Consider the following 12,448-nt stretch of genomic DNA (forward strand, 5'->3'; position numbering starts at 1 on the left):
ATGCCACGTTTTGCACTCGTTTTAGGAGCCACTGGAGGAATTGGGGAAGTCATCTGTAAACAGCTAGCAGAAGCGGGATGGTCTTTGTATTTGCACTATAATACAAATAAAAACCAGCTCGATCTATTGCGTACGGAGTTAGAAGAGACGTATCCCAACCAGCAATTTCTCAGTGTGCAAGCTGACTTTAGAGTGGAGCAAGCAGCAGAAAAATTAGCGGCAAGCATTCAAAGCGTTCAAGCAATTGTTGTAGCCAACGGTCAAGCAGTTGTAAAACTGTTATCCGATACAAGCGAATTGGAAATGTCGGAATTATGGCAAGTCCATATGCAGAATCCAGCTCGTTTAATCGCACTATTATCCGAAAAACTACGCAAGCAAGATGTTTCCTATATACTATTTATCGGCTCAATATGGGGCAGTGCGGGGGCTGCAGGTGAAGTCATGTATTCTGCAGTCAAAGGTGCCCAACATGCCTTCGTCAAAGCATATGCAAAGGAATCAGCTTATTCTGGTATACGGGTCAATGCCATTGCACCAGGTTGGATTGACACCCGAATGAATCAGGAATTTTCTGCAGAGGAGCGTCAGATGGTACTTGAACAAATACCACTTTTGTCAGTCGGGACACCGCAGGAAATAGCGAATATGGTCGAATTTATGCTAAGTGGCAAAGCAGATTATATGACAGGTGAAATAATTCAAATTAATGGTGGCTGGTATATTTAAAGCCTTTGGAAAAGGACAATGCCTGTTGTCCTTTTCTTTTTTTCTTTTATTCGCTTTGGCTATCCGCTATTATAGAACTAAGTGCATACTTGTGCATTCTGGAAAAAGTAGTTTTATGAAGGAGTGTGTTGAATGGGAGAATGGTATGTCGAATATGAGTTGCAAGTCAATCGGCCTGGGTTGCTAGGGGATATTGCTTCCTTACTTGGTATGTTGCGAGTAGATATTGTGACCATCAATGGGGTGGATGGAAGATACCGTGGTATGCTCGTTCACACTGATCACGATCAGCAAATTAAACGTTTTGAGTTGATTGCCTCTACTATGGATGCAATTGTCATCCACAAGATCAGAGAACCTAAACTACGTGATGTATTGGCTGTTCGTCATGGACATTATATTCAGCGTGGAACGGATGACCGAAGAACTTATCAGTTCATAAGAAGTGAGCTTGGAATCTTAGTGGATTTTTTAGCGGAAATATTTAAACAGGATGGTCATAAACTAATCGGTGTACGTGGGATGCCGCGAGTAGGTAAAACGGAATCCGTAGTAGCGGCAAGTGTGTGTGCCAATAAAAAATGGGTCTTTTTATCTTCCACGATGATTAAACAAACGATTAGAACGAGTATGATGGGGGATGAGTTCTCTGATGATAACATCTTTATACTTGATGGGATCGTGACACGAAAAACTTCTGACGAACGTCATATGCAATTAGTACGTGAAATCATGGGGTTGCCGACAATTAAAGTGGTTGAGCATCCGGATATGTTTGTAAAGCAATCCGAATATACAATTGAAGATTTTGATATCATCATAGAGTTACGAACGACTGTGGATCAAGAAATCACTTACGATATTTTAGAAAAGAATGATCCAATATCCAACCGTAACCCTATGGGCGGCTTTAATATGTTTAATTGATTGAAAAGAGTTAGGTAGGTGTTGAATTTGATCGGAATAGGTGCTCGTTTAAAAGAAGCGAGGATTTCAAAAGGGTTGACGCTAGAAGATTTACAAGACAGTACGAAAATTCAACAACGTTATTTGTCAGCGATTGAAAATGAAGAGTTTCAAGTTATTCCTGGTGCTTTCTATGTTCGTGTTTTTATTAAACAGTATGCTGAAGCAGTTGACTTGGATGCGGATGAAGTATTGAGTCTTTATCAAGAAGTGTATGAACCGGGAGTACAAGAAAAGCAGGAAAAAGTTGTGCCAGCGACTATGCAACGTAGTATGGGTTCAAAGCAGAGTAACCAATTAAGAGAAGCAATGCCGAAAATAATTGTTGCACTATTTATCATTCTGATTTTAGTTATTGTTTATACTTTGCTTAGAGACAAAGCAACAAGTCCGGCTACAGACGATGAATTATCGGAACCCGGTTCATCAGTAGTCACTGACCCACAACAAGATCCGGTAGATGTTGAGAAGCCCAAGCAACCGTTTGAACACGCTTCTACTGATGGTGAAACATCTACATTCAAATTGTCTGATACTGACAAGATCAAAGTCGTTGTCAAAACTACGGGTGCGTCTTGGATTTCAGTAACAGATCAAGATGGCAAAGAATGGATGCCTGATCCAGGTGGTGCCCGTGTAGTACAAGAAGGCGAAACAATTGAAATTGAAGCGAATGATGTGGAAAGTTTGAGAATCCGAGTTGGGAATTACGAAAACGCGGAATTAACTGTCAATGGACAGCGTGTAGATTACCCAACAAATCTCATACCACAAAACATTGTGTTAAAAAAACCATAGAAAAATAGTCATCTCAAAAGGTGACTATTTTATTCTTTATAAGTAGATTTTACCGTTAGAAAGGCGGACATGTAATGAATTTACCAAATAAAATTACACTCTCAAGAGTATTTATGATCCCTATTTTCATCCTGTTTCTTGCAGTGGACTTTGGATGGGGAATGATTCAACTAGGTGGAGTGGAAATGCCTGTTGAACATTTAGTGGGAGCGATCATCTTCATCATTGCTTCAACAACGGACTGGCTAGATGGATACTTAGCTAGAAAAAACAACTTAGTGACCAATATGGGTAAGTTTTTGGATCCGTTAGCAGATAAATTACTAGTCTCAGCTGCTTTTATTTTATTAGTGGAAATGGGGACAGCTCCTGCTTGGATCGTCATCATTATTATTAGTAGAGAATTTGCCGTGACAGGTTTACGTTTGATTTTAGCAGGAGGCGGTGAAGTAGTAGCAGCCAACCAGTTAGGTAAAATTAAAACAGTCGCGCAACTTCTAGCGATTTCATTTCTTTTATTGCATAATATATTCTTCGAGGCAATTGGTATTCCATTCGGAACGATCATGTTGTATATCGCATTAGTATTTACAGTATGGTCAGGTGTCGATTACTTCGTTAAAAATCGTAAAATTTTAGTGGAGTCAATGTGAGGAGTGAAATGTATTCATGAAAGCAGAAATCATTGCGGTAGGATCTGAACTTCTTCTAGGACAAATCACGAATACTAATGCTAGGTTCATATCGGCCAGATTGGCTGAAGCTGGAATTGAGGTATATTGCCACACCGTTGTAGGGGATAATCCTACACGCTTGTCACAAACCATTCAACTGGCTCAGAAACGTGCAGATATCCTTATCTTTAGTGGCGGTCTCGGACCGACTAAAGATGACCTGACAAAGCAAACTATTGCCCATGAATTAGGTTGTGAGCTTGTATCTGATGATGATGCGATGAAAACCATCGAAGATTATTTTACTCAAGTTGGAAAAGTAATGACGGAGAATAATAAACAGCAAGCACTTGTTTTAAAAGGATCTACGGTATTGCCAAATCGAAATGGTATGGCTCCTGGCATAGCGATAGGCAAGAATGGTAAACAGTATATTTTACTGCCGGGCCCTCCCCATGAAATGGAGCCCATGTTTGAACAAGAAGCGATTCCATACTTGCTTGGTGTATACGGAAAACAAGATGTAATCACATCGAAGGTATTGAAGTTGCAGGGAATTGGCGAATCAGAATTGGAAGTGCGTATCCAGTCTATTCTAGAGAAGCAAACAAACCCTACAATTGCACCACTTGCTTCACCTGGTATGGTGAAGTTGCGTATTACCGCAAAAGCTAAAACGGAAGAAGATGCTCAGAAGTTAATATTACCTGTGGAACAGGAAATTCGTTCAATTGTAGGGGAGTTTATTTATGGTGTAGATGAAGATACGCTGGCTTCCAAAACGACTGAATTATTGCTTCAAAATGACTGGACTATTTCGGCGGCAGAAAGTTTAACTACCGGAATGTTTATGGCGGAACTTGGTTCAGAAGCTGGAATTGGTAATGCGCTAAAGGGCGGTCTTGTAGTATACAATAAAGAAATGAAAATCGAGCAATTAGGTATCTTATCATCATTGCTTGATTACCATGGGATTGTCAGTGCAGAGTGTGCTGAAGCGATGGCTGAAAGCGTTAGAGAGAGATTTTCTACAACATTTGGTGTTAGTCTGACAGGAGCTGCAGGTCCTGAACCTCATGATGGTCAGCCACCCGGTACAGTTTGGATCGGGATTGCAGCAGAAGGTATGAAGACAACATCTTATAAGCTTCAGCTTTCCGGGTCTCGCAATACAAATCGTAAACGTTCTGTTCAATTTGCCTTACATTACCTTATTCAGAAAATAAAAGAGAAAAAAGAACTGAAGTATTAAATTTTGCTATTAAATTAGCTACCAAAAATCAATTCATCCTAGCCTTTTGCGCTTGTTTTTCAATTTCTATAACCGATTTATCGAATGCCCGTTCGTTTAAATCTTGTGTATTCCATTTGAAAAAGGTATAATAAGAGTAGAAAAAGAGTTTGAGGAGGAATTGTAATTGAGCAATCGTAAAGCGGCATTAGATATGGCACTAAAACAAATAGAGAAACAATTCGGTAAAGGTTCTGTCATGAAAATGGGAGAGAAGACAGATCTTCAAATTGATACATCTTCGTCAGGTTCACTAGCTTTGGATGCGGCACTAGGAATAGGCGGATATCCACGTGGACGAGTCATTGAAATCTATGGACCAGAGAGTTCTGGTAAAACGACTGTTTCGTTGCATGCAATTGCAGAAGTGCAAGCAAGCGGTGGTACTGCGGCATTTATTGATGCGGAACACGCATTAGACCCTGTCTATGCACAAAAGCTAGGTGTCAATATCGATGAGTTGCTATTATCACAGCCGGATACAGGTGAGCAAGCATTAGAAATTGCAGAAGCACTTGTTCGTTCAGGCGCGGTAGATATTGTCGTAGTTGACTCTGTAGCAGCACTTGTACCAAAAGCTGAAATCGAAGGCGAGATGGGTGACGCACACGTTGGTTTGCAAGCTCGTTTGATGTCTCAAGCGTTGCGTAAACTTTCTGGTGCTATTAATAAATCAAATACTATTGCAGTATTCATTAACCAGATTCGTGAAAAAGTAGGCGTTATGTTCGGTAATCCAGAAGTAACACCAGGTGGACGTGCATTAAAGTTCTATGCTTCTGTTCGTCTTGAAGTGCGCAGAGGTGAAGCAATCAAGCAAGGCAACGACATTATGGGTAATAAAACTAGAATTCGTGTCGTGAAAAATAAGGTAGCTCCACCTTTCCGTACAGCAGAGGTAGACATCATGTACGGTGAAGGAATTTCAAAAGAAGGTGAAATTCTGGATTTGGGGTCTGAATTGGAAGTAGTCCAAAAGAGTGGTGCTTGGTATTCTTATGAAGGCGAGCGTTTAGGACAAGGTCGTGAAAACGCGAAACAATTCTTGAAGGAAAACTTAAAAATGCGTGATGAAATCGCGGTCAAAATTCGTGAATCATACGGTTTAAATGCTACAAACTATGTAATCGCAGCACATGATGAAGAAGATGAGCTGGATGACTTACTAACACTTTCAGATGAGAAGTAAGATATACTTGCAAAACCGCCAATTTTCAATTGGCGGTTTTTTTATATAAAATCACTACATTTCATTTTAGAGATAATTAGCTTGACTATGACATTCCTCACGCTGTTCTGGAACTATAAGTACATTTCAAGGAAAAGGCGAAATGTACAGTGGAAAGACTCGAGCAAAAAACAAAAAGCTTCTATAGAGTCATTTTTCCTTCATCATTCCTTGACACAATAAAAATACAACTATACAATTAAAGTGGCGTATTATATACGTCCTATATTTAACAAACCAATCAATTGTTTTTGGCGGTATGTTGATTTTAACTTAATTCAGCAAAATGAAAAGTTAAGCAAAAAGTAGTGACATCAATAGAAAATTAGTCCCGAAACAGCAGGTTTTCTACTACCCGTTGGATTAAGTTAAGCCTTCGGCGTTTTCACAGATCGTCGGGACATTACCGGGAATCTCCGGTAACAAGTAAAGTGAATATATTCGCCGTGGCAAAATTGATTATACAAGCCGACTGAAAAGAAAAGAATAAGCAGGAGGAGGTGACCTCAATGGGTATTGAAATACTCATCTCCGTTTTGCTAAGTCTCATCGTCGGTGCAGTTGTTAGCTTTTTTATATTGAAAAATGTGAATGATTCAAAAGTAACTGGTGCCAAGCATACTGCCAACCAACTCGTCGAAGAGGCGAAGCGTGAAGCGGAGTCAGTGAAGAAAGAGGCACTGTTAGAAGCGAAAGATGAAACTCACGAACTGCGGATTGAAGCAGAAACAGAAGTCCGTGAGAGAAGGACGGAATTACAGAAACAGGAAAACCGTCTCTTACAGCGTGAAGAAAACCTTGATCGCAAGGATGATGCGCTCAATAAAAGAGAAGCAGGTCTAGAGCGCAAAGAAGATGCGCTATTAGAAAGACAACAGCATATTGAAGAGATGGAACGCAAAGCGGAACAACTCGTTACTACACAGAAGACTGAACTGGAAAGAATCTCTTCGTTAACTAGAGATGAGGCAAAGCGCGTCATCTTGGAAGATGTTGAAGAAGAACTATCTACAGATATTGCTGTCATGACAAAAGAATCGGAGCAACGAGCTAAAGAAGAATCGGAGCGTAAAGCTCGTGAAATTCTATCGTTGGCATTGCAACGTTTTGCAGCAGATCATGTGGCAGAAACAACAGTTTCCGTCGTTAACTTACCGAATGATGAGATGAAAGGTCGCATCATTGGTCGTGAAGGACGAAATATTCGTACTCTCGAGACGCTTACAGGAATTGATCTAATTATTGACGATACACCAGAAGCAGTCATTCTTTCCGGTTTTGATCCAGTACGTAGAGAGACGGCAAGATTGGCTTTGGAGAAATTGGTTCAGGATGGACGAATTCACCCTGCACGTATCGAAGAAATGGTGGACAAGTCTAGAAGAGAAGTGGACGAGTTAATCCGAGAAAAGGGAGAACAAACTACATTCGATGTAGGTGTTCACAACTTGCATCCGGATATGATCAAAATTCTTGGACGTTTGCACTTCCGTACGAGTTATGGACAGAACGTCTTGAAACACTCTATCGAAGTAGCCTATTTAACTGGCTTACTGGCGGCAGAGCTAGGAGAAGACGTAACACTTGCTAGACGTGCTGGCTTACTTCATGATATCGGTAAAGCAATCGACCATGAGGTAGAAGGTAGTCACGTTCAAATTGGTAAAGAGTTGGCAGTGAAATATAAAGAACATCCAGTTGTCATTAACAGTATTGCTTCTCACCACGGTGACGAAGAAGCTACTTCTGTTATAGCAGTACTTGTAGCAGCGGCAGATGCATTATCTGCAGCAAGACCAGGTGCTCGTAGTGAAACATTGGAAAACTATATAAAACGACTGCAAAAACTCGAAGAAATTTCGGAATCATACGAAGGTGTAGAGAAGTCATTTGCCATTCAGGCAGGACGGGAAGTGCGAATCATTGTTCGCCCCGAACAGATCGATGATATTACCGCACATCGCTTAGCACGTGATATACGAAAACAAATCGAGGAAGAATTAAACTACCCAGGGCATATCAAAGTGACGGTCATACGGGAGACCCGCGCAGTAGAGTATGCAAAATAATACCTAATAAAAAAACAGCTTCCGGTTCGTTAGGAAGCTGTTTTCATTTTGGAAAGAGGATGTTACAGATGAAAGTAATATTTATTGGAGATATCGTAGGATCGATGGGAAGAGAAATGGTAATAGATTATTTATCGCGTTTGAAACGCAAATATCAAGCAGACGTTATTATCGCGAATGGTGAAAATGCTGCTTCAGGTAGAGGAATTACAAAATCCATCTATCATGATTTATTGCATGCTGGAGTAGATGTCATCACAATGGGAAACCATACATGGGATCAACGGGAAATTTATGATTTCATAGATGAAGTGGATTATTTAATTCGTCCTGCTAACTTCTCTGAACAAGCACCGGGTAAAGGCATGACGTCCATTACCAAAAATGGCGTTACACTTTCCGTAATTAATTTACATGGCCGTACATTTTTGCCGCCGCACGATGATCCATTTGCAAAAGCAGATGAATTAGTAGAAGAAGCGTTGCAAACATCACCATTAGTCTTTGTAGACTTCCATGCAGAAGCAACAAGTGAAAAGATTGCGATGGGTTGGCATTTAGATGGAAAAGTTTCCGTTGTTGTTGGGACACATACACATGTTCAAACCGCAGACGATCGAATATTGCCGGGGGGTACTGCATATTTAACAGATGCAGGTATGACAGGCCCGTATGATGAAATTTTAGGAATGAAAAAAGAAGATGTGTTGTATCGCTTCTATACCAACTTGCCAACTCGCTTTGAGGTGCCGAAAAGTGGAAGACCACAGCTAAACGGTATGTTTGTAGAATTGGATGACAAAACCGGTAAAGCACTCAAAATTGAGCGGATACGAATCAACGAAGATCATCCTTTCAAAAACTAATTATCTAGGTGTCTAAATCCTCCTTGCCTATCATAGGATGTTGTATGGAATATACACGTTCCATAGACATTGCAAAATAAGGAGGAAATATCGTGAGTCCCTTGAAAGTATCATCTCGCTCAAATCCGAACTCAGTAGCAGGAGCATTGGTTGCAGTTATTCGTGAACAAGGCTATGCCGAGATCCAGGCAGTCGGTGCTGGAGCACTAAATCAAGCAGTGAAAGCAATTGCAATCGCAAGAGGATTCGTAGCACCAAGCGGAGGCGACCTAATTTGCGCGCCAGCCTTCACCGATATCGAAATCAACGGGGAAGCTAGAACGGCGCTCAAACTTTTCGTTGAAAAAAAGGAACGTAAGTAGAATACAGAAGACCACGATCAATTTCGTGGTCTTTTTTTCATGACAAACCAGCGACATTTTTCCCCTTTGCTGTCATATCAGACAAAAGTTCAGTATAATAACAACAGGTATGCTTATTTCCCGATAAGTAATAGAAAGGGGCTTCTGCAATGAATGAAGAACAGCGCTTGCAAGCTGGACTCGCAACGAAAGACCGATCGAAACCAGACATCTTAGAAAAAGACTATAGCAAATATTTCGAGTCTGTGTATAGCGGGCCTTCTCTAAAAGACGCAAAAAAACGCGGGAAAGAAGAAGTGGAATATCACGATAACTTTCAAATAGATCAACGCTTTAAAGGAATGGGACAAGGTCGTAAGTTCTTTATTCGAACATTTGGCTGTCAAATGAATGAACACGATACGGAAGTGATTGCAGGGATTCTTATGGCATTAGGATATGATGCCACTGACAATGTTAAAGAAGCAGACGTTATACTGCTCAATACATGCGCAATCCGTGAAAATGCCGAGAATAAAGTGTTTGGTGAATTAGGTCATTATAAACCACTCAAACTGACAAACCCTGATTTATTAATCGGAGTATGTGGCTGTATGTCACAAGAAGAATCCGTTGTAAATAAAATCTTGAAAACGTATGATCAAGTAGATATGATCTTCGGCACACATAACATTCATCGCTTGCCGAACATTTTACATGAAGCGTATATGTCTAAAGAGATGGTTATTGAAGTGTGGTCCAAAGAAGGCGACGTGATTGAGGACTTGCCAAAAGTCCGTCATGGTAAGATCAAAGCATGGGTTAATATCATGTACGGATGTGATAAGTTCTGTACGTACTGTATCGTGCCGTATACGCGTGGTAAAGAACGTAGCAGACGTCCAGCAGACATCATTCAAGAAGTTCGTCAGTTGGCTGCAGAAGGCTATAAAGAAATCACCTTACTAGGGCAAAATGTGAATGCGTACGGCAAAGATTTTGACGATATTACATACCGTCTAGGTGATCTCATGGATGAGTTACGATTAATTGATATCCCAAGAATTCGATTCACTACAAGTCACCCTCGCGATTTTGATGATCATTTGATAGAGGTCCTTGCAAAAGGTGGAAACTTGGTCGATCATATTCATTTGCCTGTACAATCAGGTTCAACTGAGATGTTGAAGATTATGGCTCGTAAATATACTAGGGAAAGCTATTTGGAACTGGTTGATAAAATCAGAAGTGCAATACCTAATCTATCACTCACAACGGATATTATTGTAGGGTTCCCGAATGAGACAGAAGAACAGTTTCAAGAAACGATGTCTCTCTATCGCGAAGTTGGGTTTGATATGGCATTCACATATATTTATTCACCGCGTGAAGGAACACCGGCTGCGAAGATGCAGGACAATATACCGATGGAAGTAAAGAAAGAACGCTTGCAGCGCCTTCTTAAACTAGTGAACGACATGTCCGCCGAAGCAATGAAGCCATATGAAGGACAAACTGTTAAAGTACTAGTTGAAGGGGAAAGTAAGAGAAATCCTGATGTACTAGCGGGTTACACAGAAAAAAGTAAATTAGTGAATTTTGTAGCACCGCGCTCTGTGATTGGTGAGATAGTAGAAGTGCGTATTAAAGAAGCAAAATCATGGTCACTCAATGGTGAATTCATTGGAGTAGTCCAACAAGAAAAGGTGATGGGATAATGGAGAAGAAGTTTACAAAAGAAGAAATCATAGAAAAAGCACGTGATTTGGCACATATGTTGGCAAACACGGAAGAAGTAGAGTTTTATAAACGTGCAGAAGCGCAAATCAATGAAAACCAAAAAGTACGTGAAAAAATCGCTAGTATGAAATCACTTCAAACACAGGCAGTGAATTTCCAAAACTACGAAAAAGAGCGTGCATTAAAAGCGATTGAAAAGAAAATCGAACAAGTACAAGGTGAAATTGACGCGATTCCATTGGTACAAGAATTCAAACAGTCTCAAGACGAAGTGAATGATTTACTTCAATTGGTTTCTAATACAATAGCTAACAGCGTGACAGATGAAATTATTGAGTCTACTGGCGGCGATCTATTACGCGGTGAAACAGGATCATACGTAGAGAATACGCAGAAAAAATCCCTTTCTTAAATAAAAAATCGGCTAAGGAGAAAATTCCTTGCCGATTTTTTTCAATTTCTGGGCTGCTGTTGCATAGGATGGATAGAAGCCAAAGAAGGAGGAAGAAAACTGAAAAACTTACGACAAATTGTGACTAAAGCTGTTATTGCCAAAGGGAAGCATCGTTCGGAAACTACTGAGCTGCTGAAGCCGCCTAATCGCCCCTCCAGCATATTGGGTTGCTGGGTGATCAATCACACGCAACAAGCAAAGAAAGTTGGAGCGCATGTAGAAGTAACGGGTAGTTTTGACGTGAATGTTTGGTATTCACATCATGATCATTCCAAGACGTCTGTCTTTACTGAATCGATTCCTTATAAAGATAAGATCGCGTTGCATTACCGCGATGAGCCGACATCCGCAAAAGAAGAAACGATTGTCACGGTATTGCAGCATCCTAACTGTACAGAAGCCAGTATTTCTGAATGTGGCCAAAACTTCTCCATTTCCATTGAAAGAGAACTATTAGTTGAGATGATTGGTGAAACAAAAGTTTCTGTAACCATTCATCCCGATCCATATGATGAAGAATGGCCGATACTTGAAGCAGAATCTTCTTCTCTTGTGATGGAGGATAAAAAGGATAATGAAGTACCGAATAAAGAGAGACCACACCAACCACCAAAACGTAAAGATTCACCATTTTAAAGCCGGAGATTCACCGGCTTTTTTTTATTTTGCTTTAAGTAAAAAAACATGATGCAGGTCAAGTGGAATTTTCGCTAGTAGATGTAGTCTATAGATAGGAAGGTGATCCTATGGTGAAGATCAAATGGCTTATACTCCTATCTGCTTTGACACTGTTGACAGCATGTTCGAAAGAGAATGAAATACAAACACTAACAGCTCCTTCACCTGAGCAGAAATTAGTGACGAATGAGCAAGGCCTGACATTTTCGATTCTAGAAGATCAATATGAGGAAGGTATGCCGTTATTCCACACGAAAGTAAAGAATGACAGTAAAAGTATTTATGAGTACGGTGAATATTATCAAATAGAAGTATTAAAAAATGATGAATGGTACACTCTGACACATTCGAATTCAGTGTTTTATGAAAATCCACACTTTACTAATTTAGGTAATTTGATTGCACCGGGCAAGGAAATCCAACAAAGTTTTTCCGTAGAAACTCTTGGAGTGACTCTCGTACCCGGCCAATATCGCCTAGTGAAAATATTTCTGACGCCAATAGCTCCCTATTATACGATAACACTCGCTGTACCATTTACAGTGACTTCTAAACACAGAGCACCAGAATAGCACAAAATTGGAATAGAACAGATTAAACTATCCTAGCTAATC

The 12,448-nt window shown here is 40.3% G+C and carries 13 protein-coding genes; all 13 read left to right on the forward strand.

The window, feature by feature from the left end:
- Positions 1-729 (forward strand): elongation factor P 5-aminopentanone reductase, encoded by a 729-nt coding sequence (ymfI, locus tag CSV64_RS01180; RefSeq protein WP_099633220.1) that lies wholly within the window; start codon positions 1-3, stop codon positions 727-729.
- Positions 730-861: 132 nt separating this feature from the next.
- Positions 862-1,656 carry a DUF3388 domain-containing protein gene (locus CSV64_RS01185; RefSeq protein ID WP_099633221.1) on the forward strand — a complete coding sequence of 265 codons (795 nt, stop codon included), beginning with the start codon at positions 862-864 and terminating at the stop codon, positions 1,654-1,656.
- Positions 1,657-1,674: 18 nt separating this feature from the next.
- Positions 1,675-2,493 (forward strand): helix-turn-helix domain-containing protein, encoded by an 819-nt coding sequence (locus tag CSV64_RS01190; RefSeq protein WP_099633222.1) that lies wholly within the window; start codon positions 1,675-1,677, stop codon positions 2,491-2,493.
- 74 nt (positions 2,494-2,567) lie between these two features.
- Positions 2,568-3,146: a CDP-diacylglycerol--glycerol-3-phosphate 3-phosphatidyltransferase gene (pgsA, locus tag CSV64_RS01195; RefSeq protein ID WP_099633223.1), complete on the forward strand. Its 579-nt coding sequence runs from the start codon at positions 2,568-2,570 to the stop codon at positions 3,144-3,146.
- Between the two features lie 16 nt (positions 3,147-3,162).
- The gene (locus CSV64_RS01200; protein ID WP_099633224.1) at positions 3,163-4,419 is read left to right on the forward strand and encodes a competence/damage-inducible protein A; all 1,257 of its coding nucleotides are present in this window, start codon (positions 3,163-3,165) and stop codon (positions 4,417-4,419) included.
- Positions 4,420-4,585: 166 nt separating this feature from the next.
- Complete coding sequence (gene recA / locus CSV64_RS01205) at positions 4,586-5,647, forward strand: recombinase RecA (protein WP_099633225.1); 1,062 nt, start codon at positions 4,586-4,588, stop codon at positions 5,645-5,647.
- Positions 5,648-6,195: 548 nt separating this feature from the next.
- The gene (rny, locus tag CSV64_RS01210) at positions 6,196-7,755 is read left to right on the forward strand and encodes a ribonuclease Y (RefSeq protein WP_099633226.1); all 1,560 of its coding nucleotides are present in this window, start codon (positions 6,196-6,198) and stop codon (positions 7,753-7,755) included.
- A 68-nt stretch (positions 7,756-7,823) separates the two neighbouring features.
- Entirely contained in the window at positions 7,824-8,621 is a 798-nt protein-coding gene (locus CSV64_RS01215) for a TIGR00282 family metallophosphoesterase (protein ID WP_099633227.1), read from the forward strand.
- 92 nt (positions 8,622-8,713) lie between these two features.
- Entirely contained in the window at positions 8,714-8,983 is a 270-nt protein-coding gene (locus tag CSV64_RS01220; RefSeq protein WP_099633228.1) for a stage V sporulation protein S, read from the forward strand.
- Between the two features lie 149 nt (positions 8,984-9,132).
- A complete protein-coding gene (gene miaB / locus CSV64_RS01225) occupies positions 9,133-10,680 on the forward strand; it encodes a tRNA (N6-isopentenyl adenosine(37)-C2)-methylthiotransferase MiaB (protein WP_099633229.1) in 1,548 nt (515 codons plus the stop codon).
- Positions 10,680-11,114, forward strand: a complete 435-nt coding sequence (locus CSV64_RS01230; protein ID WP_199168358.1) for a YlbF/YmcA family competence regulator — start codon at positions 10,680-10,682, stop codon at positions 11,112-11,114. The genes miaB and CSV64_RS01230 overlap by 1 nt, the downstream gene beginning before the upstream one ends.
- A 120-nt stretch (positions 11,115-11,234) precedes the next feature.
- Positions 11,235-11,792, forward strand: a complete 558-nt coding sequence (cotE, locus tag CSV64_RS01235) for an outer spore coat protein CotE (protein ID WP_099633231.1) — start codon at positions 11,235-11,237, stop codon at positions 11,790-11,792.
- A 110-nt stretch (positions 11,793-11,902) separates the two neighbouring features.
- Positions 11,903-12,406 carry an immunoglobulin-like domain-containing protein gene (locus CSV64_RS01240; protein WP_099633232.1) on the forward strand — a complete coding sequence of 168 codons (504 nt, stop codon included), beginning with the start codon at positions 11,903-11,905 and terminating at the stop codon, positions 12,404-12,406.
- The last annotated feature ends 42 nt before the right edge of the window (positions 12,407-12,448 follow it).

Source organism: Sporosarcina sp. P32b, assembly GCF_002743335.1.
In the GTDB taxonomy this organism is placed as follows: domain Bacteria; phylum Bacillota; class Bacilli; order Bacillales_A; family Planococcaceae; genus Sporosarcina.

Excerpts from the sequence above, each read along its gene's own strand:
- ymfI (WP_099633220.1), top strand. The coding sequence starts at position 1 with ATGCCACGTTTTGCACTCGTTTTAGGAGCCACTGGAGGAATTGGGGAA.
- CSV64_RS01185 (WP_099633221.1), top strand. The coding sequence starts at position 862 with ATGGGAGAATGGTATGTCGAATATGAGTTGCAAGTCAATCGGCCTGGG.
- pgsA (WP_099633223.1), top strand. The coding sequence starts at position 2,568 with ATGAATTTACCAAATAAAATTACACTCTCAAGAGTATTTATGATCCCT.
- CSV64_RS01200 (WP_099633224.1), top strand. The coding sequence starts at position 3,163 with ATGAAAGCAGAAATCATTGCGGTAGGATCTGAACTTCTTCTAGGACAA.
- rny (WP_099633226.1), top strand. The coding sequence starts at position 6,196 with ATGGGTATTGAAATACTCATCTCCGTTTTGCTAAGTCTCATCGTCGGT.
- CSV64_RS01215 (WP_099633227.1), top strand. The coding sequence starts at position 7,824 with ATGAAAGTAATATTTATTGGAGATATCGTAGGATCGATGGGAAGAGAA.
- miaB (WP_099633229.1), top strand. The coding sequence starts at position 9,133 with ATGAATGAAGAACAGCGCTTGCAAGCTGGACTCGCAACGAAAGACCGA.
- CSV64_RS01230 (WP_199168358.1), top strand. The coding sequence starts at position 10,680 with ATGGAGAAGAAGTTTACAAAAGAAGAAATCATAGAAAAAGCACGTGAT.
- CSV64_RS01240 (WP_099633232.1), top strand. The coding sequence starts at position 11,903 with ATGGTGAAGATCAAATGGCTTATACTCCTATCTGCTTTGACACTGTTG.